General features: G+C 28.1%; 27 protein-coding genes. 24 read left to right on the top strand and 3 right to left on the bottom strand.

Annotated features, from left to right (window positions below):
- The 3 genes from M4I33_RS02110 to yidA all read left to right on the top strand — a co-directional run.
- Positions 1-897 (top strand): bifunctional diguanylate cyclase/phosphodiesterase (locus tag M4I33_RS02110; RefSeq protein WP_257915221.1); only part of this gene is annotated, 897 nt, incomplete at its 5' end.
- 80 nt (positions 898-977) lie between these two features.
- A complete protein-coding gene (locus M4I33_RS02105) occupies positions 978-1,466 on the top strand; it encodes a TVP38/TMEM64 family protein (RefSeq protein ID WP_257915225.1) in 489 nt (162 codons plus the stop codon).
- A 43-nt stretch (positions 1,467-1,509) separates the two neighbouring features.
- On the top strand, positions 1,510-2,319 hold the full coding sequence (gene yidA / locus M4I33_RS02100; RefSeq protein ID WP_257915220.1) for a sugar-phosphatase: 810 nt from the start codon (positions 1,510-1,512) through the stop codon (positions 2,317-2,319).
- 42 nt (positions 2,320-2,361) lie between these two features.
- On the opposite strand, the gene M4I33_RS02095 is transcribed toward yidA, so the two are convergent.
- Positions 2,362-3,342 carry a beta-propeller fold lactonase family protein gene (locus M4I33_RS02095; RefSeq protein WP_257915219.1) on the bottom strand — a complete coding sequence of 327 codons (981 nt, stop codon included), beginning with the start codon at positions 3,340-3,342 and terminating at the stop codon, positions 2,362-2,364.
- 80 nt (positions 3,343-3,422) lie between these two features.
- Between M4I33_RS02095 and metA the strand changes: the two genes are divergently transcribed.
- The 17 genes from metA (at position 3,423) to hemL (ending at position 19,185) form a co-directional block, all read left to right on the top strand.
- Complete coding sequence (gene metA, locus M4I33_RS02090; protein ID WP_257915218.1) at positions 3,423-4,340, top strand: homoserine O-succinyltransferase; 918 nt, start codon at positions 3,423-3,425, stop codon at positions 4,338-4,340.
- Between the two features lie 70 nt (positions 4,341-4,410).
- Positions 4,411-4,803: a DUF4234 domain-containing protein gene (locus tag M4I33_RS02085; RefSeq protein WP_257915217.1), complete on the top strand. Its 393-nt coding sequence runs from the start codon at positions 4,411-4,413 to the stop codon at positions 4,801-4,803.
- Between the two features lie 104 nt (positions 4,804-4,907).
- The gene (locus tag M4I33_RS02080; RefSeq protein ID WP_257915216.1) at positions 4,908-5,324 is read left to right on the top strand and encodes a DUF2752 domain-containing protein; all 417 of its coding nucleotides are present in this window, start codon (positions 4,908-4,910) and stop codon (positions 5,322-5,324) included.
- A gap of 153 nt (positions 5,325-5,477) precedes the next feature.
- Positions 5,478-6,827, top strand: a complete 1,350-nt coding sequence (locus tag M4I33_RS02075; RefSeq protein ID WP_257915215.1) for a sodium-dependent transporter — start codon at positions 5,478-5,480, stop codon at positions 6,825-6,827.
- 94 nt (positions 6,828-6,921) lie between these two features.
- Positions 6,922-7,620 (top strand): response regulator transcription factor, encoded by a 699-nt coding sequence (locus M4I33_RS02070; RefSeq protein WP_257915214.1) that lies wholly within the window; start codon positions 6,922-6,924, stop codon positions 7,618-7,620.
- Positions 7,604-9,007 carry a HAMP domain-containing sensor histidine kinase gene (locus M4I33_RS02065; protein ID WP_257915213.1) on the top strand — a complete coding sequence of 468 codons (1,404 nt, stop codon included), beginning with the start codon at positions 7,604-7,606 and terminating at the stop codon, positions 9,005-9,007. Before M4I33_RS02070 ends, M4I33_RS02065 begins: the two co-directional genes overlap by 17 nt.
- A gap of 16 nt (positions 9,008-9,023) precedes the next feature.
- Positions 9,024-9,308, top strand: coding sequence for a cyclic nucleotide-binding domain-containing protein (locus tag M4I33_RS02060; protein WP_257915212.1), 285 nt, complete (start codon positions 9,024-9,026; stop codon positions 9,306-9,308).
- Positions 9,309-9,386: 78 nt separating this feature from the next.
- Positions 9,387-9,707, top strand: a complete 321-nt coding sequence (locus M4I33_RS02055; protein ID WP_257915211.1) for a Crp/Fnr family transcriptional regulator — start codon at positions 9,387-9,389, stop codon at positions 9,705-9,707.
- A gap of 79 nt (positions 9,708-9,786) precedes the next feature.
- A complete protein-coding gene (gene asrA, locus M4I33_RS02050) occupies positions 9,787-10,803 on the top strand; it encodes an anaerobic sulfite reductase subunit AsrA (RefSeq protein WP_257915210.1) in 1,017 nt (338 codons plus the stop codon).
- Positions 10,796-11,593: an anaerobic sulfite reductase subunit AsrB gene (gene asrB, locus M4I33_RS02045; RefSeq protein ID WP_257915209.1), complete on the top strand. Its 798-nt coding sequence runs from the start codon at positions 10,796-10,798 to the stop codon at positions 11,591-11,593. Before asrA ends, asrB begins: the two co-directional genes overlap by 8 nt.
- Before the next feature lie 18 nt (positions 11,594-11,611).
- Positions 11,612-12,592 carry a sulfite reductase subunit C gene (gene asrC / locus M4I33_RS02040; RefSeq protein ID WP_257915224.1) on the top strand — a complete coding sequence of 327 codons (981 nt, stop codon included), beginning with the start codon at positions 11,612-11,614 and terminating at the stop codon, positions 12,590-12,592.
- Between the two features lie 160 nt (positions 12,593-12,752).
- Positions 12,753-13,949 carry a glutamyl-tRNA reductase gene (gene hemA, locus M4I33_RS02035; RefSeq protein ID WP_257915208.1) on the top strand — a complete coding sequence of 399 codons (1,197 nt, stop codon included), beginning with the start codon at positions 12,753-12,755 and terminating at the stop codon, positions 13,947-13,949.
- Positions 13,907-14,557 carry an NAD(P)-dependent oxidoreductase gene (locus M4I33_RS02030; RefSeq protein WP_257915207.1) on the top strand — a complete coding sequence of 217 codons (651 nt, stop codon included), beginning with the start codon at positions 13,907-13,909 and terminating at the stop codon, positions 14,555-14,557. The genes hemA and M4I33_RS02030 overlap by 43 nt, the downstream gene beginning before the upstream one ends.
- A gap of 8 nt (positions 14,558-14,565) precedes the next feature.
- On the top strand, positions 14,566-15,441 hold the full coding sequence (gene hemC / locus M4I33_RS02025) for a hydroxymethylbilane synthase (RefSeq protein WP_257915206.1): 876 nt from the start codon (positions 14,566-14,568) through the stop codon (positions 15,439-15,441).
- A 3-nt stretch (positions 15,442-15,444) separates the two neighbouring features.
- On the top strand, positions 15,445-16,905 hold the full coding sequence (gene cobA, locus M4I33_RS02020) for a uroporphyrinogen-III C-methyltransferase (RefSeq protein ID WP_257915205.1): 1,461 nt from the start codon (positions 15,445-15,447) through the stop codon (positions 16,903-16,905).
- 18 nt (positions 16,906-16,923) lie between these two features.
- Entirely contained in the window at positions 16,924-17,889 is a 966-nt protein-coding gene (hemB, locus tag M4I33_RS02015) for a porphobilinogen synthase (RefSeq protein WP_257915204.1), read from the top strand.
- Positions 17,890-17,901: 12 nt separating this feature from the next.
- On the top strand, positions 17,902-19,185 hold the full coding sequence (hemL, locus tag M4I33_RS02010) for a glutamate-1-semialdehyde 2,1-aminomutase (protein WP_257915203.1): 1,284 nt from the start codon (positions 17,902-17,904) through the stop codon (positions 19,183-19,185).
- A 37-nt stretch (positions 19,186-19,222) separates the two neighbouring features.
- Here the strand turns inward: hemL and M4I33_RS02005 are convergent, their stop codons facing one another.
- Entirely contained in the window at positions 19,223-19,384 is a 162-nt protein-coding gene (locus tag M4I33_RS02005; RefSeq protein WP_257915202.1) for a hypothetical protein, read from the bottom strand.
- A gap of 154 nt (positions 19,385-19,538) precedes the next feature.
- On the opposite strand from M4I33_RS02005, the gene M4I33_RS02000 reads away from it, so the two are divergent.
- The 4 genes from M4I33_RS02000 (at position 19,539) to M4I33_RS01985 (ending at position 22,877) form a co-directional block, all read left to right on the top strand.
- The gene (locus M4I33_RS02000) at positions 19,539-20,015 is read left to right on the top strand and encodes a hypothetical protein (protein WP_257915201.1); all 477 of its coding nucleotides are present in this window, start codon (positions 19,539-19,541) and stop codon (positions 20,013-20,015) included.
- 163 nt (positions 20,016-20,178) lie between these two features.
- Positions 20,179-21,234, top strand: coding sequence for a PotD/PotF family extracellular solute-binding protein (locus M4I33_RS01995; protein WP_257915200.1), 1,056 nt, complete (start codon positions 20,179-20,181; stop codon positions 21,232-21,234).
- 86 nt (positions 21,235-21,320) lie between these two features.
- Positions 21,321-21,890 carry a DUF3867 domain-containing protein gene (locus M4I33_RS01990; protein ID WP_257915199.1) on the top strand — a complete coding sequence of 190 codons (570 nt, stop codon included), beginning with the start codon at positions 21,321-21,323 and terminating at the stop codon, positions 21,888-21,890.
- A gap of 102 nt (positions 21,891-21,992) precedes the next feature.
- Complete coding sequence (locus tag M4I33_RS01985) at positions 21,993-22,877, top strand: ATP-binding protein (protein WP_257915198.1); 885 nt, start codon at positions 21,993-21,995, stop codon at positions 22,875-22,877.
- 35 nt (positions 22,878-22,912) lie between these two features.
- Here the strand turns inward: M4I33_RS01985 and M4I33_RS01980 are convergent, their stop codons facing one another.
- Positions 22,913-23,770, bottom strand: coding sequence for a Cof-type HAD-IIB family hydrolase (locus M4I33_RS01980; protein ID WP_257915197.1), 858 nt, complete (start codon positions 23,768-23,770; stop codon positions 22,913-22,915).
- Positions 23,771-23,835: the final 65 nt, after the last annotated feature.

The raw sequence follows: 23,835 nt of genomic DNA, 5'->3' as shown, positions 1-23,835 counted from the left end.
AGTATTGGGATTAGCTATTATCCGCTTCACAGTAAAGATATGAATGAAGTTATACAATATGCAGATATTGCAATGTATGAAGCAAAATCATCTGGAGGAAATAATTATAAGATTTTCTCAAACGATATGCTAGAGAGTGTAGAACTTGAAAACAGATTAAAAGAAGCTATATTAAAAGATGAATTTGAGCTTTATTATCAGCCTATTTACGACATTAAAGAAAATAAAATAAAAGGCGCTGAAGCTTTAATTAGATGGAATGCAGATGAAGGAATAATATCCCCTGCAAGATTTATTCCTATAGCAAAGAGAACTGGAGATATAATAGAGATAGATAAAATTGTGTTTGACAAAGCTATAAAATACTGCAAATATATAACTACACATTCTAAAGATTTCATTATGTCTGTAAATTTATCTTATAAATACTTAAAACAATATAATTTTATAGATGATTTAAAATCAATAATTAAAAAATACGATTTGGACCCTAAAAATTTAAGGGTAGAAGTTACAGAAGACGAATTTATAGAAGATATAGTAGAGACTACTAGAATTTTAAATGAAATAAGAACTTTAGGAATTAGTGTATCTTTAGATGATTTTGGTACAGGATATTCTTCTTTTAATTACTTAAAGCAATTACCTATAGATATAATAAAAATCGATAGAAGCTTATTATATAAAGTTTGCACAGATGAAAAAAGTTTAAATATTTTATCTACAATTATAAATTTATCTCATGAACTAGGATTTATAGTAGTTTGTGAAGGTGTTGAAGAAGTAGAAGAATTTGAACTTTTAAAAACTTTAGGTTGTGATAAAATTCAAGGATATTATATTTCAAGACCAATTTGTGAAGAGGATTTTAAAGAAAAGATAATCAAATTTTTATAAATAGAGGAAACTAGATGTTTAGTATAAATGATGCCTTAGAAATTTTAAATAAATATAGTGAATTTGCAGTTATTATAAGTATAGGTATAAGCATAGTTATAGCTCTTTTAGGGGTTATACCTTCTGTATTTATAACAGGGGCTAATATATTGTTTTTTGGCCCCTTAACAGGATTTTTAATATCTTTAGCTGGAGAAGTTATAGGAGGGTATATAACTTTTAAAGTATATAAAAAAGGTTTTAAAAAGGGATTTGATAGTATAAAAGGCAAAAGTAAAATTTTAGAAGACATATCAAATAGTCGTGGTAATAGGGCTGCGTTTTTGATATTTCAAGCAAGGGTTATACCTTTTATTCCATCAGGATTTGTAACTCTTGCTGCATCTTTAAGTAGTATTGATGATATAAGATATATAATTTCAACATTTCTTGGAAAAATTCCATCTATATTGCTTGAAGCTTTAGTTAGTTATGGAGTTTTAAGTAAGGGTGCTGAAGGAATAAAGATATTTTTAACTTTAATAGCTTTATACTTAATTTACAAAACAATAAAGAAGAAAAAAGTGTGATATAATATTGCATGGGAAATACTAAGTTAATGGAGGCGACAAAATGTACAAGTTAATAGCGTTAGATATGGATGGAACACTTTTAAATAGTGACAAGACTATATCTGAAAGAAACAAAAATGCGATAAAAGAGGCTAGAAAAAAAGGTGTTTATGTAGTCCTAGCTTCAGGAAGACCGATAGATGGATTACTAAATTTCTTAGAGGACTTAGATTTAATAAGTGACGATGATTATGTATTAAGCTATAACGGATGCTTAGTTCAAAAATCAAAAAGTAGAGACGTTATATCAAGCGTTTCAATTAAAGGAAGCGATTTAGATTATTTATATAAATTAAGTAAAGAAGTTGGAGTTAATATTCATGCTTTCTCTAAAGATAGAGGGTTAATAACTCCAAAAAACAGTAAATATACTCAATACGAAGCAGATCAAAACTTTATAACAGTAAAAGAAGTTAGTCATGATAATCTTGATTTAGATGAAGAGATTATAAAAATCATGATGATAGATGAACCAGATGTATTAGATAATGGAATAAAGAAATTACCAAAAGAATTAGAAGAGAAATATAGTATTGCAAAAAGCGCACCATTTTTCTTAGAGTTTTTCAACAAAGAAGCTAATAAGGGTCTAGGATTAGAACTTTTAGCAAAGCATTTAGGTATAAGAAAAGAAGAAATAATTACTATGGGAGACGCTATGAACGATTATCCTATGATTAGTTATGCAGGTCTTGGAATTGCTATGGGAAATGCTTGTGATGAGATAAAAGAAATAGCAAATTATGTTACTGATTCAAATGATAATGATGGAGTAGCAAAAGCTATAGAAAAATTTGTATTAAATGATTAATATAAATATGCTAAACCTTTAGAGGTTTAGCATATTTTTTTTTTATTTAAAAACTATACAAACAGGTAAAGAAATATTAAATTCTAATTTGTTTTTTAGGATATATCCCTTTTCTTTTGATATTTCAAAGATAGATATTTTATTTTTAAGCATGCTCCCTATAAAAATGAAATTACCACAAGGAGAGATGGAAAAATCTCTAGGGGAATATATATCTAAAGAATCATATTCCTTTATCTTTTTTAATAAGCCATTTTTAAAAATTTCAAATAAAACAATAGTATTAGTTTTTCTATCAGCTGCATATAAAAAACGGTTGTTTGGGCTTATTTTAATTGCAGAGCCTTCAAAATCTTCATTTAATTTAACTGAAGGTTTAAAAGATTTAAGTAATTTTATATTTGATTTATCATAAGAAAAAACTAAAACTTCAAAAGTTTTTTCAGTTATTAAATAAAACATAGGTAAGTTTTTATTAAAAACTATATGCCTTGGACCCTTGCCTTCTTTTAATTTTATCTTATCAAGTAATTTAAAAGTGTTTAAATCTAAAATTAAAATTTCATCATTACCTAGATCAGTGCAAATAATTTTATTTAAATTTGGAATTTTAGATGCGAAGTGAAAGTGCACATTCTTTTTATCATCTCTTTTAAAAGTTTTATTTGAAATAATTGAGTAATCTAATTCTGTTACTTTATCTATTCTGTTTTCGTGATAATTTGAAAATAAAATATCATTTTTAAAAATAGAAATATGACAAGGACCCTTTCCTTTATGTTTGTAAGAATTTATATATTTTAATTCATTATCTTCTATTTTAAATATATTTATTCCAGAAGAATCTAAACTAGTAAAAGTAGATGCTAAGAAATCGCAATCTTTAGCTAGATAGGTTGGATTAAGAGAATTATATTCTAATTTTAAATCTATAGTATTATTTAAAACATCGTATGTGAAACCGTAGATTCCATCACTATTTTCTTTTGTGTACGTACCAATATAACCTTTTATCTTTTTCATAAAAAACACCTCTATCTTTATAGTACGACAAATTCAATATTTTGTAAAAATGTGGTTTAATATAAAGGGGAGGGATTAGTATGCCAATTAATATACCTAAAGATTTACCAGCTTATAAAAAACTAAAAGAAGAAAACATATTTGTAATGAATAACAAAAGAGCAAGTAATCAAGATATAAGACCTTTAAAAATAGGGATATTAAATTTGATGCCTAAAAAAATAGAAGCAGAAAATCAGATACTTAGATATCTATCAAATACACCCTTGCAAGTTGAAATAAAATTAATTCAAACAAGGACCTATAATTCTAAGAATACATCAAGAGAGCATTTAGATAAGTTTTATAAATTTTTTGATGATATAAAAAACGAAAAGTTTGATGGTTTTATTATAACTGGGGCACCAGTTGAAAAACTTGATTTTGAAGACGTTATTTATTTTGAAGAGTTAAAAGAAATAATGGCTTGGTGCAAAACTAATGTATATTCAACTATGCATATATGCTGGGGAGCGCAAGCTGGTCTTTATTATCATCACGGAGTTAAAAAAGAAATTTTAGATAAAAAAATGTTTGGAATATTTAAGCATAAAGTAAAAGATTTAAAAGAAGAACTTACCCGTGGACTCGATGATTATTTTTATGCCCCGCATTCTAGGCATTCTAAAGTAAATGAAGAAGATATTAAAAATAATGAGAATCTAAAAGTGCTTTCATATTCAGATGAAGCTGGAGTATTTATCCTATCTAATTTAGATGGAAGGGAAATATATATAACAGGACATCTTGAATACGATAAAGATACTTTAAAAAATGAATATATTAGAGATAGAGAAAAGGGAATGAATATAGATGTCCCTAAAAACTATTTTTTAGATGATGATCCAAGGAACTCTCCTATAGTAACTTGGCGTGGAAGTGCTAATATTGTATTTTATAATTGGTTAAATTACTGCGTATATCAAAATACACCATTTGATATTAATGATATTAAATAAATTTATTGTATAAACTATAAAATTTACGTATAATTAGGAATTGTGACAAATTATTATTTTAGGGGGACAAATGATCAAACAAAGAAATTTTTGGATTCTTATACTTTTAAATTTAGTGACATGTGGAATATATGGAATAGTATTTATGTACCAGTACACACAAGATTTAAATAGAGTATGTAAGAATACAGGTAAAGAAAGTATTAACTACTTATTAGTGATATTATTATCAATAATAACTTGCGGAATCTACAATTATGTATGGATATTTCAACAAGGTAATAGAATGCAAGAAACTGGATTTAAAAATCATTTAAATATTCAAGAAAATGGTTCAATATTAGTGCTTTGGAATATACTAGGTTCATTCTTATGTGGAATAGGACCATTTGTAGCTATGTATATTATGGTTAAAAATATGAATATATTAGCGGATGCATATAATGATGGGATATTAATATAAAATAAGATAAGGCATTGCCTTATCTTATTTTTTCTCTATACGAATGGAAAGTTTTAAAAAATATATAAAAAAATTATAACAATTAATAAAAAAGAGGTGTTTTTTTGCAAAAAATAAAAAAGATTTTCGAAAAACATACGATAATTATAATTATGGCACTTACAATTTTTTTAACAGGTGGAAGATGCTTAATTAAATCTACTATAGGGATACCTTGTCCAAGCTGTGGACTAACAAGAGCATGGAAGGCATTTTTATCTTTTGATTTAGAAAAAGCATTTTATTATAATCCACTATTTTTGTTTATACCTATAGTTTTGCTTATATTTATATATTGCAAAAAGCCTTTGTTTGGAAGTGAAAAGTTTCAATATATATTTATAATAATCGTATGCTTAATAGTACTAGGGGTTTACGCATACAGGATGTATTTATATTTTCCAAATGTTTCACCTATGGATTTTAATCATAATTCAATCTTAGGAAGGCTTTTGGATAAAATATCCATGATAAAAAGTTAAAATAAAAGAGATAATTTATAAATATTGATATATAAAACATTTACGAATAAACAAAATTAAATAAATTAGCTGTAATTGTCAAAATGATTGAAAATACGACAAATTTCGTTATATAATCATTAAGTGATTTTAAAAAAGATGGGAGAGGATGGCATGGAGCCAAATAGAGAGAAATTTTCCTCAGGACTTGCAGTGTTTTTTGCAACATTAAGTTCAGCAGTTGGTCTAGGTAACATATGGATGTTCCCGTATGTTGTTGGAGAGAACGGTGGAGCAGCATTTATAGTAGTTTATTTAATTTGTATTGCACTTATAGGATTACCAACATTAGTAAGTGAGTTTGCATTAGGTAGAAATTGTAGAAAAAATATTTACGGGGCAGTAGCTAGTATAACTGATAAAAAGTTTTTTAGACTTATAGGTTTTATAGGAATTACAGCATCTTATAGTATGTTATTTTTCTATACTGTAGTTGTAGGTTGGGTTTACTCATATGTTTTTAAAGCAATTACAGGAGCTTTTAACGGGATAACAGCTAAAGGGGCAGCTGAAATGTTTAATAGCGCAAGCCTTGGACCTGTATCGCCGGTTTTATGGCAGTTTGTTGCACTTGTTGTAGCTTGTGGTATTTTAGCTATGGGAGTTAAAAGTGGGATAGAGAAGTTAACAAAGACTTTAATGCCTGTTTTAGTTATACTTTTAGTAGTTTGTGCTATAAGAAGCGTTACATTACCTGGAGCTTTTGAAGGAGTTAGTTTTTTATTAAAACCTGATTTCACGAAAGTTACATTTAGTGTAATACTATCAGCACTTGGACTGGCTTTCTTTAAGTTATCAGTAGGAACTGGTTCGATGATTACATATAGTAGTTATTTTACAGATGATAATAATTTAATAGCAACAGGTGCTAAAGTATCTATAGCAGATACAGGGGTATCTTTACTTGCAGGACTTGCTATTTTCCCAGCTGTATTTTCATTTGGATTAACTCCAGGTGAAGGTCCTGGTTTATTATTTAATACAGTACCTTTAATATTTGGTAAGATACCAGGTGGAATGATTTTAGGTATAGTATTCTTTTTATTAACTGCTATGGCTGGAACTATGGCTATGATATCAATAATTCAAGTATCTATAGCAACATTTACAGAGCAGTTTAAAATTAGCACTAAAAAAGCATTAATAATAAATATAATTATAATAATGGTTATAGGATCTTTAACAGCTTTATCAGCTAATGCACATGGTTTACTTTCAGGATTTACAATTTGTCATATGACTTTATTTAATTTATTTGATGCTTTAGTATCTAAGATATTATTACCTATAAACGGAATTTTAGTTACTGTTATGATGGGACACTTTGTAAGTAATAAATTAGTTAAAGATCAATTAACTAATAACGGAACAATAAACGGAAAATTAGTTAATGTATTTATGATATTAATTAAGTATATTACGCCTGTTTTAATAGCTATAGTATTTATTAAATCTTTTATTTAGATATTAAAATTATGTTATAATATAAAAAGCCCTTTTATAGGGCTTTTTTTTAATGTAAAATTGACAGTAAAGAAAACAATTAGGGGTGATGTTTTTGACATATAAAATATTAGTATGTGATGATGAAAAAGAAATAGTAGATATTCTTTCAGTATACTTAGAAAAAGAAGGATTTGAAGTATTTAAAGTTTATGATGGAGTTGAGGCTTTAAATTTCTTAAAAGAAAATAAGGTTCACCTTGCACTTATAGATATAATGATGCCAAAGATTGATGGATATAGAGTAGTAAATGAACTTAGAAAAGACTCTAATATTCCAGTAATTATGATCTCAGCTAAAAGTAGAGATGATGATAAGATATTAGGACTTGATATAGGTGCAGATGATTATATAACAAAACCTTTTAATCCAAGAGAAGTATCAGCTAGAGTTAAGGCTATGATAAGAAGGGTATATAAATTATCAGAAAGCAATGAATTAAAAGATGAAATAATAGAAATAGGCGATTTAAAATTAGATAGCTATAACGTTAAAGTTCATTTAAGAGATGAAGAGTTAGAACTTACTTCAATAGAATATAAAATACTAAAATATTTAATGGAGAACTCAGGTAGAATACTTACTAAAAATCAAATTTTTGAAGCAGTTTGGAATGAAGCTTTTTTAGGTGGAGATAATACTATTATGGTTCACATAAGTAGACTAAGAGAAAAGATAGAAGATAACTCTAAGTCTCCTAAATATTTAAAAACTATAAGAGGATTAGGTTATAGATTTGAAAAAGAAAAGTGATAAATTAGTAGTTGCAGTTTTTAAACAGTATATAGTATTTGTACTTATACTTGGACTTATTTGTTTAGGGTCTTACGTATTTTTAGGCTTTAGACTTACAGAAGTCTTAAATAAAAATAGTATTCCACTTATGGATATAGTATCAGGAGATTATATTGACTACACAAAACTAAACGTAAATGATCTTGAAAAGATAGATGCAGAAGTAGAAATAGTCAATAAAGACGGAGAAGTTGTAAAAAGGATAGGAAAAGAAATTTCAACTAAAAACTCCTATACTCCAAAAGAATTATTAGATTTAGTAAGTACGAAAAACGAAGCGAAGTATCAAACTATAATAAATAACGTAAGTGATAACTCTAATAATGAATATTTAGCTATATTTAGAATTCCAAACGATAAAATAGAATTAAACGTAAATCTTTTAAAGGTTCCCTTTAGTGTTGGGAAACCTTTATATAAAGAATATGGAATAGTTATAGCCTTTGCAGCTATGATGGCTTTAATATGCATAATAATATATTCAGCTTGGACTGCAAGAAGGATTCAAAAACCTCTTAAAGAGATCGATAACGCACTTTTAAGCGTAATTAATGGTGACTTTGAACAAAGACTTAGGTTTGATGGAGAAGAGGAATTAGAAGGTGTACGTGATACCTTAAATTATCTATTAGTTAAACTTAAAGAAAGTGAAGATGAAAATAAAAGATTAGAAGAAAGTAAAACTAAGCTTTTATTAGATTTATCTCACGATATTAAAACTCCAATGACAACAATAAAAGGATATTCAGCGGCTCTTTCACAGCACGTTATAACAGACGAAGAAACAAAGGAAAAATATTATAACATCTTATACAAAAAATCAGAGAGAGTAAGTGAACTTATAGATGATTTCTTTGAATTTGTAAAACTTAGTAATAAAGAAAATAAAATAAATAAAGAAAAAACAGATATAACAGAGTTTTTAAGAAGAATAGTATTAGATTATTATGATGAAATAGAAAGTGCAGGACTTGATTTAGAAGTAGATGTTCCAGATGGACCTATATTTATAGGTATAGATAAAAGACTTTTTAAAAGAGTTATAGGAAATCTTATAGAAAACTCATTAAAATATAATGGCTCTGCTAAATATATAAAACTTAAAGCAAGAGAAGATAAGGGTTATTTTTATATAACTGTAAGTGATGATGGAGTAGGTATACCAAACCACATAAGATTAAATCTATTTGATGAATTTGTTAGAGGGGATGAAAGTAGAAAAAGCGGAGAAGGTTCAGGGCTTGGACTTTCAATAGTTAAAAAGGTTGTAGAGAGACACGGGGGAAAGGTTCAATTACTTAACACGAAAAAAGGTTGTTCTATTATGATTAAACTTAATAAATGATTAATAAGGTGATAAAATGATAAAACTATCAGTAATAAATAATATAGAAACGTTTAGGTCCCTTTCAGATAAAACTAAAGAATATATTTGTACTTTTGGAGAACTTTTAAGCTTAAAAAGAGATGAACATGTGTTTCGTGATAAAGATTACGTAGATTATCTATATATACTAGTAGAAGGTAAGGTAGCATTATATAAATTAAACGAGCATGCACATAAAAAAATAGTATTTATTTTAGGGAGTGGTGAAATACTAAACGAAGTTATATTAGATGATTTACAAGAGTCTATAAACTGCTAAGTATTCGAAAAATCTAAAATAATATCTATAAAAAAAGATAAGCTAAAAGAAATAATGGAAGAGGATTTTGAATTTTCAATGATGATTATAAGCTCTCTTTCAAGAAAAACTAGAAGGCTTTATAGACAAATTAAAAACACTACTCCAGTTAAAGTAGAAAAAAAGCTTGCAGCAAAGCTCTGGAAACTTGGTAAAGATTATGGAATAGAAACAGAAGAAGGTCTTAAAATTAATTTAAAATTAAGTATTACATACCTTTCAGATATGTTTGGAATGCCAAGAGAAACTATTTCAAGGGCTTTTAAAATTTTAGTTCAAAAGAAATTAATAAAAAAAGAAAAAAGCTTTATTTATATAATAGATAAAGAGGCTTTATCTATATACTTTAAGTCATTGTGATAATTATCACAGACTAAATGCTCCTTCGTAAATATAATTGTTTATATATTAACAATTAAGTTTACGAAGGAGTTTTTTTATGGGAATAAAGTTAAGAGTGAGTGACCTTAATAGTGTGTTTAATAAAATGTCACCTAAATTTAAAGTTTTTGCACCTAAAAATTTTGAAGGAAAAGGAAGAAGTTCTGATACTGATATGGTAAGATACGGTGAAGTTAAAGATGTATCAGAAATAGTTTTTGATAAAAAGTCAGCATTTTCACCAAAGGAAGTTTTACTTCCTATAACTCAAACCATTTTCTTTTTTGCAGAAGATAAATGTTTAGAGCCAAATGAGGAAACTCATGCACCTATCATATTTTTAAGAAGCTGTGATATACACGCACTTAAAAGATTTGATGATATATATTTAAGAAATGGATTTGAAGATCCATATTATAAAAGAATTAGAGAAAAAGCTAAATTCATTTTAATTGGATGTAATAAAAGCTTCGATTCATGTTTTTGTGTTTCTATGGGGACAAATAAAACAGATGAGTATGATGCATACATCAAAGTAGATGAAGATTTTGCTTATTTAGATATAAAAGATAAAGAGTTACTTTCATATTTTGAAGATATAAAAAAGGTAGATGAAGAAGTTATACCTGAAATAGTGACTTCTAATGATGTTAAAGTTAATGTTCCAAGTGATTTAGACCAAAGGATATTTAAATCAAAAATGTGGGATGAATACTCAGAAAGATGTATAGCTTGCGGTAGATGTAACTTTGTTTGTCCTACTTGTACTTGTTATAGTATGCAAGATATATTTTCAGACGATAACCCAAAAGTCGGTGAAAGAAGAAGGGTTTGGGCTGGATGTCAAGTTCCAGGATTCACAAGCATGGCTGGTGGACACGAGTTTAGAAAAGCAAACGGCGAAAAGATGAGATTTAAAATAATGCATAAAGTATATGATTATAAAAAGAGATGGGGATACCATATGTGCGTAGGCTGCGGAAGATGCGACGATATATGCCCAGAATATATTAGTGTAGCTGGATGTATTAATAAATTAAAGGATGCAATGGACGAGGTGAAAAATTATGACTAATCATAATGAATATATACCATTTTCATCAAAGATATTAGAAATAACTAAACATACTGATATAGAGTATACTTTCAAAATGGAATTTAAAGGTGATGTAAAACCAGGTCAATTCTTTGAAGTATCAATACCAAAGTTTGGGGAAGCTCCTATATCAGTTAGTGGAATTGGCGAAGGCTTTGTAGATTTAACTATTAGAAGAGTTGGTAAAGTAACTAACGAAATATTTGAAAACTACGAAGGTGATTCTTTATTTATGAGGGGGCCTTACGGAAATGGCTTTGATATAGAAAATTATAAAGGCAAAGAACTTGTTATAGTAGCTGGAGGAACAGGACTTTCACCAGTTAGAGGAGTAGTTGATTATTTTGCAAGAAATAGTAAAGAATCAAAAGGAACAACATTAATAACAGGATTTAAAAGCCCTACAGATATGTTATTTAAAGATGATTTAAAAAGATTTGAAGAAACAATAGATGTAATAGTTACTGTAGATTCAGCAAAAGAAGGATATGAAGGACATACAGGACTTGTTACAAAGTTTATTCCAGACCTTAAAATAAAAGATATGGAAAATGTTCAAGTTATAGTTGTTGGACCACCTATGATGATGAAGTTTACCGTTTTAGAATTCTTAAAAAGAGGATTAAAAGAAGAGAATATTTGGATATCACAAGAGAGAAAAATGTGTTGTGGTATAGGTAAATGTGGTCACTGTAAAATAGATGATACTTATATTTGTCTTGATGGACCAGTATTTAATTATACTAAAGGTAAGCTTTTAATTGATTAGGAGGACAAGTTTATGCAAATGGATATTAATACAAAAAAGCTAAAAAAGAATGCTTTTAGAGTTACTAAGCATAGAGGAATAACAGCATCTAGAGTAAGAGTTCCAGGCGGACATTTAGATGTTAAATATATGGACTTAATTAGCGATATTGCTAAAAAGTATGGAGATGGAAATGTACATTTAACTACTAGACAAGGTTTTGAAATTACAGGAATCGATATGAAAAATATCGATAAAGTAAATGAAATGCTTCAACCAGTAATAGAAGGCCTTGAGATAAATCAAGTAGATAAAGGGACAGGATATACAGCAGCTGGAACTAGAAATATTGCAGCTTGTATCGGAAATAAGGTTTGTCCTTTTGCAAACTATAATACAACTAAGTTTGCAAAAAGAATAGAAAAAGAGATTTTCCCAAATGATCTTCACTTTAAAGTTGCATTAACTGGTTGTCCAAATGATTGTTTAAAAGTAAGACAACATGACTTTGGAATAATTGGTATGACAGAACCACAATATGAATACTCAAGATGTGTAAGCTGCGGCGCTTGTGTTAAAGCGTGCAAGGCAAAAGCTACAGGTGCTTTAAGTGTTAAAAACTATAAAGTAGTTCGTGATGCTTCAAAATGTATAGGTTGTGGAGAGTGCGTTATGCAGTGCCCAACTAGCGCTTGGACTAGAAGTGAAAAGAAATATTATAGATTAGCTATAATGGGAAGAACAGGAAAGAAAAACCCAAGACTTGCAGAAGATTTCATAATTTGGGCTGATGAAGATAGTATAGTTAAGATTATAAACAATACTTATGACTATGTTAAAGAGTATATAGATAAAAATGCTCCAGGTGGAAAAGAGCATATAGGATATATAATAGACAGAACAGGATTCATGGAATGGAAAAAATGGGCTTTAAAAGATGTAAATCTAGATGATAAAGCTATATTAAAACATAATGTTTACTTTGGTGGAATAAAGTATCCTAATACACAAAATTATTAATTTATAAGGTGTTTCATAGTTTATGAGACACCTTTATTTTGAATATAAGAAAAAATAATAGGAATTATAATGAATTTATATTTAAAAATCTCATATTAATATAAATCTTTTAACAAGATGTGATAAAATAAAGGTTATAAAAATAATATGGAGTGAGATAATGTTAGGACTAGTCGGGATAAAGAAAAGTGTTCCAGTAAACATAAGAGAAAAATTTTCTATTAATAATGACAATAAAGAAAAAATAGAAAAAAAATTAAAAGAAAACTTTAGTGAATTTCTAATATTAAATACATGTAACAGAACAGAAATATATTTTAATCATTCATTAAAAGAAGATGAAGCATTAAAAAAGATTTTTAAACTTTTAAATTGGGATATAAATCTAAAAGATTGTATTTTCTATTTTAGTGAAGAAGATGCAGTAACTCATTTATTTAAGGTTTCTTGCGGATATCACTCAAAAATATTTGGTGAAGATCAGATTTTAGGTCAGATAAGAGACTCTTACTTTTATTCAAAGGATAAGGGATTTATAAAGAAAAAATTTACTAGACTATTTGAAGACGCTATAGCTTGCGGGAAAAAATTTAGAAAAGAATCAAAGCTTTATGAAATTCCGGTATCATCCTCTTCAATAGTAGCAAGAAAGATTTCAGATTTAAGGCTAAATAATATAGTTATATTAGGTTTTGGAGAAGTAGGTAAACTTATATTTAAATACCTTTATTCAAAACATATAGAAAACATAACTATAGTAGTTAGAGATAAAAATAAAGTTATTATTGAAGATTCAAATGTTAAAATAATAACATTTAATGAGTTAAAAGAAAATATAAAAAAAGCAGATTGCATTATAGGTGCAACATCATCACCTAAAGCTATACTTTATAAAGATGATTTTAAAGATATAAAATCAAAAATAAAAATATTTGATCTAGCTATTCCAAGGGATATAGATGAAAAAGTATCTAAATTACCTAATATAGAGATACTAGATATAGATGAAATAAGTAAGATAGATGATGAAAACAAAGAACTTAGAAAAGATAGAATGAGAAAGTATAAGTACATAGTAAAAGAAGCTATAGATGAATATATAGCTTGGGAAAAATTAAGAGATCTATCTAATGTTATTAAGGAATTAAATATAGCTGGAGATGAGATTTATAAAAAAAGATATACTTCTTATAAAAATAAAGCAAATGAATCTAATAAGCACGCAAAAAAAATGATGAAGAGCATATCAGATGCTTATGTTCATAGTGCTATAGAGGTTTTAAAATCAGAAACCCTAGAAGGTAGAGGAAAAGAATGTTTAAGTATAATAGAGAAGATATTTTTAAAAAAGAATTAAATAGGATGAATTTAAGTGTCTTTAGCTCTAAGATAAATACTTGTATAATAGGGGGCGGAAAAGGCGCTTTAATTAAGCTTAAGGGGTTACTAGATAGGGGCTGTAAAGTAACTTTAGTTTCAAAAGATATAATTAAAGAAATCTATGAAATTAAAAATCCGAGTCTTAAAATAATTAAAGATGAATATAAAATAGAATATATTTATGATAAACATTTAATTTTAATCGCTATAGACAATGATTTAGATAGAGAATTAATAAAAAAAGATCTAGATAAAAATTATAAATTATATATAGATTGCAGTAATTTTAAAGAAGGAAATACTATCATTCCTATGCAAGGAAATGAAAAGGGAATAAATATATCTATAAGCACTTCAGATGGAAACCCAAAGGGTGCAAGGTTTCTATATTCAAAAATTACAGAGACTATTTTAAAGTATGGGGATTTTATAGAATTTTCAAGCAAAATAAGAAATTCTATAAAAAATAGAGAAGAAAAAAATGAAGTTTTAAACTTTATTTTAAATGATGATTTTAAATTTTATTTTGATAAGAAAAAAGAAAAAACAGTACTAAAAATGTTTTACAAAAATTTGTTTAGGTAAGGTGGATTATGAAATATATTATAGCTACTAGAAAATCAAAATTAGCAAGAGCGCAGACTGAAACAGTTATGGGCTTACTTAAAAATAAAGGAATACAAAGTGAAAAACTTCTTCTTATGACAGAAGGGGATAGAAGGCTTGATGTATCTTTAAATAAAATAGGTGGTAAAGGACTTTTTATAAAAGAAATCGAATATGCACTTTTAGACGGGCGAGCACACCTTGCAGTTCACAGTATGAAAGACGTACCTTATGAGTTAGATAAAGCTTTTAAGCTTATAGCTATGCCAGAAAGAGATGATATAAGAGATGTGTTTGTAAGTTCTAATGAAGTTCACTTTGATGAATTAAAAAGTGGAGCTAAAATTGGAACTAGCAGCATAAGAAGAGCTGCTATGCTTAAAGAAATAAGAAGTGATTTAGAAATAGTTCCTATAAGAGGAAACGTAAATACTAGATTAGAAAAGATGCATAAAGAAAATATGGATGGAATAATCTTAGCAGCGGCAGGTCTTAAAAGATTAGATATGGAAGATATTATAACTGATTATTTTGACCCTGAAATATTTTTACCAGCGGTTGGACAAGGGGCACTTGGAATAGAGTGTTTAAGTGACTTTAAAGATAAAGAAATAATAAAAGAATTAGATTCTATTGAAGTTAGAAGAAGAGTTATAGCAGAGAGAAGTTTTATGAAAGAATTAAACGGAGACTGCCATAGCTTAATTGGAATTTTCTCAAAAGAAGAAGGAAGCGATTTATACCTTAAGGGAACTTACAGCATAGCTGGAGAAATAATAACAAAAGATATTATAGGTGATAAACTAAATGGCGAAGAATTAGGAAGAGAATTAGCTAAAAAAATAATAGCTAGTGGGAGGTAAGTTATGAGTAAGGCTTATATAATTGGAACAGGTCCAGGAGACGAGGAATTATTAACTTTAAAAGCTGTTAGAGTTTTAAAAAAATGTACAGCTGTAATGTATGATAGGTTAGGTGCTTCTAACATATTAAATCATATAAATGATGATTGCTTAGTTTATTACTGTGGTAAAAAGCCAGGTGCTCATTCTATGAAACAAGAAGAGATAAATGAGCTTTTAGTTAAACTAGTAAAAGAAGGCCATACAGTTGGAAGAATAAAAGGGGGAGACCCTTATGTATTTGGAAGAGGTGGAGAAGAAGTACTATCTTTAAGAAAAGAAGGATTAGACTTTGAAGTAGTGCCTGGAGTTACATCACCTATATCAGTATTAAATTATGCTGGGATTCCAATTACTCATAGAGGTATTGCACAAAGTTTTCATATAGTAACTGGAATGTCAGCTAAAAGCTTGAATGTGGATTTTGAAGCTTTAGCTAAAGAAACTGGAACATTAGTATTTATGATGGGTCTTGAAAATTTAGAATTTATTAAAGATAGCCTTATAAAAAATGGCAAAGATAAAAATACTAAAAGTGCAGTAGTTATGAAAGGTACATCATCTAAACAAAAAAAGGTTGTAGCTACTTTAGAAAATATAGTAGAAAAAGTTAAAAAAGCAAAGCTTGAATCTCCTTGTATTATTTGTGTTGGAGAGGTTGTTTCTTTAAATGAAGATTTAGATTGGTATGAAAATAAGCCTTTGTTTGGTAAAAATATCTGTATAACTAGATCTAAAAAACAATCAAAATCTTTAAAAGAGAAGCTTTGGGATTTAGGTGCAGAAGTTACTGAAATTAATACTATAAAAATAGAGAAAAATTTAGAAGAGCTTAATAAATTAAAAGATTTAGATAAATATACTCAAATATTATTTACATCAGCTAATGGAGTAGATATATTTTTCGATTATCTAATATCAAAAGAAATTGATTTAAGAAGTATAAAGGCATCTATTTCCGTTATAGGAAATGGAACTAAAAAAGCTTTAATTAAGAGAGGGATATTCCCAAACATAGTTTCTAAAAGATTTATTCAAGAGGGACTTTTTGAAGCTGTAAATGATATAATTAAACCTACAGATAAAGTATTATTACCTACATCTAAAAAGGCAAGAAATTATCTAAAAGAAGAGATAGAGACTTTAGGATGCAAAGTAGATAGAGTAGATATATACGATACTGTTTCAGGTTCATTTTATCAAAATGATAGATTTAATGAAGTTGATTATATATTATTTACAAGTCCAACTACAGTTATTAATCTAATAGAGATGGTAGGATTAGAATCTATTAAAGAGAAAAATATTATAGCTATAGGACCTCAAACTGCAAGAGAACTTGAAAAAAATAATATTAAGCCTATAGTTTGCAAAAAACACTCAGAAGATGGGTTTATAGAAGAAATTAAAGACATTATAAAATAGATAAGGAAGTGTGTACCGTTGTTAAAACGTGGTAGAAGATTAAGAAGAAACGAAAGTGTAAGAAGTTTAGTTAGGGAGACTGTATTAACTCCAGATGATTTTATTTTACCTTTATTTGTAGTTGAAGGTGAAGGAATAAAAAGAGAAATAGAATCAATGCCAGAAGTTTATCATTATTCATTAGATAAATTAGAAGAAGTTATAAATGAAGTTTTAGATTTAGGAATAAAGGGAGTTATACTTTTTGGAATACCAGAAAATAAAGATTGTTTAGGTTCTGAAGCTTATAATGATTTAGGAATAGTTCAAAAAGCTATAAGAAAAATTAAAGAAATAAATAAAGATTTATTAGTTATAACAGATGTTTGTATGTGTGAATACACAGACCACGGTCACTGTGGAATTTTACACGGAGAATACGTAGATAACGATGAAACTTTAAAATATCTAGATAAAATTGCAGTTTCTCACGCTAAAGCTGGGGCTGATATGATAGCACCATCAGATATGATGGATGGAAGAGTTCAAACTATTAGGGAATCTTTAGATAATGCAGGATTTAAAGAAGTTTCAATAATGAGCTACTCAGCTAAATACTGCTCAGCGTTTTACGGACCATTTAGAGTAGCTGCAAATTCAGCACCAAGCTTTGGAGACAGAAAAACTTATCAAATGGACCCAGCAAATAGAAGAGAAGCTTTAAGAGAAGTTTTTGAAGATATTGAAGAGGGTGCAGATATAGTTATGGTTAAACCTGCTATGTCTTATATGGATATTATTAGAGAAGTTAGAGATAACACTGATATGCCAGTTGCAGCTTATAACGTAAGTGGAGAATACTCAATGGTTAAAGAGGCAGCAAAAAAAGGTTTAGTAGATGGAGACAGAATAATAATAGAGTTATTAACTTCAATGAAAAGAGCAGGCGCAGATATAATTATTACTTACCATGCCCTTGAAGCTAGTAAGCTTTTAAAAAGATAGGAGTTTTTAAGGATGAATAATCAAAAGATATTTGAAGAATCAAAAAAATATATGCCAGGTGGAGTTAACAGTCCAGTTAGATCATATAACGGAATGGATATAGACCCTCCAGTTATAAAATCAGGTAAAGGCGTAGAAATAGTTGATGAAGATTTAAAAAAATATACTGACTTCGTTTTAGCTTGGGGACCTATGATACTTGGTCATTCAGATTATGATGTTGTAGAGGCTATCAAAACTGCATCAGAAGAATCTATAGCTTTTGGTGCACCAACTAAAAGAGAGTTAGAAATGAGTAAATTTCTTTGTGATAATTTAGATGCAGTTGAAATGGTTAGAATGGTTAATTCAGGTACAGAAGCTACAATGAGTGCAATAAAACTTGCTCGTGGTTATACTAAAAGAGATAAAATAGTTAAATTTGCAGGTTGTTATCACGGACATTTTGATGGTTTCTTAGTTGAAGCAGGTTCAGGAGTTTTAACAGAAGGGATTCCGGGGTGTCTTGGCGTTCCAGAAGGAAGCGTATCAAACACTTTAATTGGAAGATATAATGATTTAAATCAAGTTACAGAGTTATTTAGAAAGTACGGAGACGAGATAGCTTGCGTAATTATTGAACCTGTAGCTGGAAATATGGGAGTAATTAAAGCAGAAGATAGTTTTATGGAAGGCCTTAGAGACTTATGTGATAAATATGGTTCACTTTTAATTTTTGATGAAGTTATGAGTGGATTTAGAGCTGCATTTAAAGGTGCTGAAAGTTTATTTAAAGTAACGCCAGATTTAATTACTTATGCAAAGATTATAGGTGGAGGACTTCCTTGTGGCGCTTATGGCGGAAAAAGAGAAATAATGGAATGTTTATCACCTTTAGGAGGAGTATATCAAGCTGGAACTATGTCAGGAAATCCTATAGTTATGGCAGCTGGTATAGAAACTTTAGAAAAGCTTAAAGCTAACAAAGATACTATTTATCCTAAAATAGAAAAACTATCTAAAATGCTAAAAGATGGTGTTTTAGAATTAGGTAAAAAATATAATGTTCCTCTTTCTGTAAATAGAGTTTGTGGAATGATGACTATTTTCTTTGTAGGCGGAGAAGTTAAGTTTTATGAAGATGTTAAAAAGGCAGATGAAGGTAGGTTTAAAAGATACTTTAAACATATGTTAAATGCAGGATTTAACATACCACCTTCACAATATGAAGCTTTATTTTTATCTTCTTGTCACGAAGAAAAACATATAGAAGAGTTTTTAAAAGCCTTTGAAGAATTCTTAAAAAAAGAAAATTAAAATAATAGACGCACTAAATTTAGTGCGTCTATTACTTTTATAAATCATCTGCATCTTGTTCTTCTCCGTATCTAACAGTTCCTTCTTGCGAAAAAGAACTGTCACTTGGAGAGATAAAAGTTCCATCGTTTGGAACTTTAGATTTAAGTTCGTTGTCATTTTTACAAGTGCAGCCTTTAGTTTTCTTTTTATTTTTCATAACAAATTACCTCCTTTAGCTTTATGAAAATAGTTTGTACGAAAGGTTTTACTATTATACATAAAGTAAAAACATAAAGACAAATTAGGGATAATATGTTAATATAATGTAAAGGGTTAATAGTGCTATAAAGATTGTGGAGGGATTAGTTTTAATGAGTATTGAAATGATGATATATTCAGCTATCATGATGATAGGGAATTATGTATTAATGGGACTAGCTATATATAAAATAGCTACAATTCAAAAGCAAGAAAAACCTTGGCTTGCTTGGATTCCGATAGGGAATGTATATATGTTAATTAAAATATCTAAAGGTAAGATGTGGTTTTTAGCTGCACCTATAATACTTTTCTTTGTTGCAGGGTACCAAAATATCATAACACAAGTGATTACAATAATTGCAACTATTGTATTTGTATTAACGCTATTATATATGTATAAAACTCTATGTGAAGAGTATGACGGTAGCTTTTGGATGCTTGTTGTAGGATTATTTCCACCTGTTTTTTTCATTAACCTATATGGACTTTGGAAATTATATAAAGGTGCTGTAGAAACTGAAAAGAATCCAAATAAAAGAAAGATTCATTCAGAAGTTAGAATTAAAAAAAATAAAAAGAAGAAATAGAAAGTGGCTTATGCCACTTTTTTTACGTTAAAAAAAGCAGATATAATTAAAATAAGTATTAAGGAGGATCAGAGGAGAAAGTATTATTTTAAAAAGTTATTGAAAAAATTATTAAGTAGTATATAATTATCAAGGAATAATAATTATTAACAGGAGGAAAGTTATGTTAAAAAAACATAAAATAATTGCACTTTTAACTACAGTTTTTGTAGCTTCAACTATTTTTATAGGATGCAAAAAAGAAACAGAACCTGTAACTTTAAATTTCTTTAACTGGGCTGAAAACATACCTCAGTCAGTAATAGATGACTTCACAAAAGAAACAGGGATAAAGGTTACGCAATCTACTTATGCAGATATGGGAGAAATGTATACAAAACTTACATCAGATGCTGTAAATTATGATTTAGCTGTACCGTCTGATTATATGGTAGATAGATTAATTAAAGAAGATAGACTTCAAAAATTAGATTTTAATAATATACCAAACTTCAATAAAATAGATGATAGTTTTAAGAAGACCTCAGTAGACCCTAAAAATGAATATTCAGTTCCATATATGTCAGGGACTATTGGGATTTTATATAATAAAGATCTAGTAAAGGGCAAAATAGATAGTTGGAATGACTTATGGGACCCTAAATATAAGGGTGAAGTATTTATGCTAGATGATAAGAGAGATGCTTTAGGGGCAACTTTAAAGAGCTTAGGTTATTCTTTAAATACAACTAATAAAAAAGAATTAGATGAAGCTTCAAAAAAACTTAAAAACCTTAAAACATCAGGGAACCTTTTAGCTTACGGAAGCGATGACCTTTTAGATAAGATGGTAGCTAAAGAAGCAAGTCTTTGCGTTTTATGGTCAGGAGAAGGATTAAACTTAGCTGATGAATATGATTATTTAGATTTTGTAGTTCCAAAAGAAGGGGCAGATTTTTGGGTTGATTCTTTAGTTATTCCCAAAAATGCTCCTCATAAAAAAGAAGCTGAAATGTTTATAAATTATTTATGCAAAAAAGACCAGGCTTTAAAAATAGCAAATGAAATAGGATATACTACTCCTCAAAAGGAAGCAAAGGAAGAGCAAAAGGATTCTATTAAAAATAATCCAAATGCATATATGCCAAAAGAAATACTAGAAAAATGCGAAACTTATAAGTTTTTAGGTGATAAAGAAAAACTTTATGAAGAAGCTTATATGAACGCTAAAGATAATTAAATTAAGTTAAGCTATTCTCCATTGTAGTTTAAGGTTATTTTTTATATAATATAGAAAATAGGGAGAAGAAAAGGAGAGTGTTTATTATGTCAGATGAAAGAATAATTGATTTTAATGAATTAAAAAATAGAGTTAATGAAAAAGATATAGATAAATTTGAAGGTTATATGTATGATTTATTTTATAAAACTCAAACTGGTGCTATGAATATGGCTGACTTTACAAGAGAGATAACTAAATACATGCAAGAAAATAACGTTTCAGAGTCTAAGCTTCTCCAAATCCAAAAAAAGATGATGGAGAGATATGGATTTGACACTTCTAATATGGAAGAAAGCTTAAAATCATTAGGAATAGATATGAGTAATATCAAAAACGCAAACGAAGGATATGAAGATATCAGAAAAAAGATGAGCTTTAGAGATAAGTATAATGGAAAAATAAAAGAAAAATTAAATGAAGAGTATTTTATAAGTAACGATAGAAATGATGTAAGAATCATATTAGAAAAAGAGAAGGTAACTTTAATTAGTGAAAAAAATATTGACTTAACAGATAATGAGTTAAATGAATTTTTATGTTCATATAAAAAGATGTTTGAAGGTAAAACTTTAAATGTAAGTATTTCAGAAAATATAAAGATTTATGAATATTAGAAGGTAGATTAATTTCTACCTTTTTTCTTTTTAAAATAATTAATGTATAGTAGAATGTAATTAATAAAAATGATATAATAAATCCTTAGATGAGGTGATTTAATGAGTAATATAGCGGGAAGATGCGAAAGGCTAATTCCATCAGAAGAAAAAAAACCTTTAAAAGAGATTGAAAGAAGTATAGATAAAAAATATAGAAAACATCTTTGGTCTAAATTCGTAAAGGCTGTAAAAAAGTATGAACTTATAAAAGAAGGAGATAAGATTGCAGTTGCAATTTCTGGAGGAAAAGATTCACTTCTTATGGCAAAACTTTTACAAGAATTACAAAAACATGGACAAATAAAATTTGAATTAGATTTTATAGCTATGGACCCTGGTTATCATCCAGAGATTAAAAAACTTTTAATCGAAAACTGCGAGCACTTAGGGATACCGGTATACATATATGAATCAGGAATATTTAACGTTATAGATGAAAAGGCAAGTGATTATCCTTGTTATCTTTGTGCTAGGATGAGAAGAGGTTCTCTTTATGCAAAAGCACAGGAGCGAGGCTGTAATAAATTAGCTCTAGGGCATCACTATAACGATGTTATAGAAACAACTCTTTTAAATATTTTATATGCAGGAAACTTTAAAACAATGCTTCCTAAACTAAAATCAACAAACTTTGAAAACTTAGAACTTATAAGACCTATGTATCTTATAGAAGAAGAGTGGATAAAAAGATTTATTAATAATAGCGGAATTTGGCCACTTAACTGTGCTTGTATGGTTGCAGCTAAAAAGGTTGGTAATAAGAGATTTGAAATTAAAGAACTTATAGGAGAACTTAAGAAGAATTTTGATGGCGTAGATAAATCAATATTTAAATCAGCTGAAAATGTTTCTTTAGATTCTATTATAGGTTGGGAAAAAGATGGAGAAAAGCATTCTTATTTAGAATACTTTGACGACGGATTTGAAATTAATAAATTAGATTAAAAAACTTTCCAAAGTTTAACTTTGGAAAGTTTTTTTTATAAGTGATAATCTATAGCATGAGCTACGCCATGATTATTATTATCTAAAGTAACAAAAGATGCTATTTCTTTAATATCTGAATGTGCATTACCCATAGCTACACTGATTTTTGATTTTTTAAGCATAGATACATCATTAAAGTTATCTCCTATAGTCATTATCTCTTTAAGAGAAACACCTAAACTTTCAGCTACAATCTCTAGTGCATTTCCTTTTGAACAATTTTCATTTATTATTTCAAAGTTATTTGTATTAGATGAAAAAATAGAAATACCAGGAATATCTCTAAAGGCACGTTTACCTTCATTTAGCTTATCTATATCAAAGGATACAGAAACTAAATTAAATACATCTTCATTTAACTTAAAAAATTCATCTAAAGAATCGAATTTGTGAATTTCAGATTTTTGCTCCTTATTAAAAAAATTTAATAAATCATCTAATTCTTTTTCAGGAATATCTTTTTTTATCTTTGATTTATAAAAATCAGCAATAATCCTTTCGTTTGAATCCTTTGGTTCAAAAAGCTTTGTAGCACCAAATAAAGCATAGTAATAATTATTTCTTTGAAGGAAAGGTAAAACCTTTTTTAAAACATCCTTATCTATAGGAAAAGAATGAATTTCCTCACCAGAATAATTATGAATCATAGAGCCGTTAGAAGATATTATATATGGAATATCTAAATCAATATCTTTAAATATGTTTTTAGCGTCATTAAACATTCTTCCTGTAGCTAATACTATCTTTACCCCTTTTTCTTGTGCCTTTAATAAAGCTAATTTGTTTTCACGGCTTATCTCACTTTTTGAATTTAATAAAGTACCGTCTAAATCAGTTGCAATTAATCTCATAAAACCCCTCCCTAAATACAAGATAATATTACCAAAAAAATAATATTATGTATATAGTTGTGGAA

Source organism: Clostridium sp. LY3-2 (assembly GCF_024705715.1).
In the GTDB taxonomy this organism is placed as follows: domain Bacteria; phylum Bacillota; class Clostridia; order Clostridiales; family Clostridiaceae; genus Clostridium.
The sequence above is the reverse complement of the archived record's forward strand: the minus strand, read 5'-3'. Positions and strand labels throughout refer to the sequence as shown.

Excerpts from the sequence above, each read along its gene's own strand:
- asrC (WP_257915224.1), top strand. The coding sequence starts at position 11,612 with ATGGATATTAATACAAAAAAGCTAAAAAAGAATGCTTTTAGAGTTACT.
- hemL (WP_257915203.1), top strand. The coding sequence starts at position 17,902 with ATGAATAATCAAAAGATATTTGAAGAATCAAAAAAATATATGCCAGGT.
- asrB (WP_257915209.1), top strand. The coding sequence starts at position 10,796 with ATGACTAATCATAATGAATATATACCATTTTCATCAAAGATATTAGAA.
- metA (WP_257915218.1), top strand. The coding sequence starts at position 3,423 with ATGCCAATTAATATACCTAAAGATTTACCAGCTTATAAAAAACTAAAA.
- M4I33_RS02055 (WP_257915211.1), top strand. The coding sequence starts at position 9,387 with ATGATGATTATAAGCTCTCTTTCAAGAAAAACTAGAAGGCTTTATAGA.
- M4I33_RS02005 (WP_257915202.1), bottom strand. The coding sequence starts at position 19,384 with ATGAAAAATAAAAAGAAAACTAAAGGCTGCACTTGTAAAAATGACAAC.
- M4I33_RS02000 (WP_257915201.1), top strand. The coding sequence starts at position 19,539 with ATGAGTATTGAAATGATGATATATTCAGCTATCATGATGATAGGGAAT.
- M4I33_RS02075 (WP_257915215.1), top strand. The coding sequence starts at position 5,478 with ATGGAGCCAAATAGAGAGAAATTTTCCTCAGGACTTGCAGTGTTTTTT.
- M4I33_RS01990 (WP_257915199.1), top strand. The coding sequence starts at position 21,321 with ATGTCAGATGAAAGAATAATTGATTTTAATGAATTAAAAAATAGAGTT.
- hemA (WP_257915208.1), top strand. The coding sequence starts at position 12,753 with ATGTTAGGACTAGTCGGGATAAAGAAAAGTGTTCCAGTAAACATAAGA.
- M4I33_RS01995 (WP_257915200.1), top strand. The coding sequence starts at position 20,179 with ATGTTAAAAAAACATAAAATAATTGCACTTTTAACTACAGTTTTTGTA.
- M4I33_RS01985 (WP_257915198.1), top strand. The coding sequence starts at position 21,993 with ATGAGTAATATAGCGGGAAGATGCGAAAGGCTAATTCCATCAGAAGAA.
- M4I33_RS02060 (WP_257915212.1), top strand. The coding sequence starts at position 9,024 with ATGATAAAACTATCAGTAATAAATAATATAGAAACGTTTAGGTCCCTT.
- M4I33_RS02085 (WP_257915217.1), top strand. The coding sequence starts at position 4,411 with ATGATCAAACAAAGAAATTTTTGGATTCTTATACTTTTAAATTTAGTG.
- asrA (WP_257915210.1), top strand. The coding sequence starts at position 9,787 with ATGGGAATAAAGTTAAGAGTGAGTGACCTTAATAGTGTGTTTAATAAA.
- cobA (WP_257915205.1), top strand. The coding sequence starts at position 15,445 with ATGAGTAAGGCTTATATAATTGGAACAGGTCCAGGAGACGAGGAATTA.
- yidA (WP_257915220.1), top strand. The coding sequence starts at position 1,510 with ATGTACAAGTTAATAGCGTTAGATATGGATGGAACACTTTTAAATAGT.
- M4I33_RS02030 (WP_257915207.1), top strand. The coding sequence starts at position 13,907 with ATGTTTAAGTATAATAGAGAAGATATTTTTAAAAAAGAATTAAATAGG.
- hemC (WP_257915206.1), top strand. The coding sequence starts at position 14,566 with ATGAAATATATTATAGCTACTAGAAAATCAAAATTAGCAAGAGCGCAG.
- M4I33_RS01980 (WP_257915197.1), bottom strand. The coding sequence starts at position 23,770 with ATGAGATTAATTGCAACTGATTTAGACGGTACTTTATTAAATTCAAAA.
- M4I33_RS02095 (WP_257915219.1), bottom strand. The coding sequence starts at position 3,342 with ATGAAAAAGATAAAAGGTTATATTGGTACGTACACAAAAGAAAATAGT.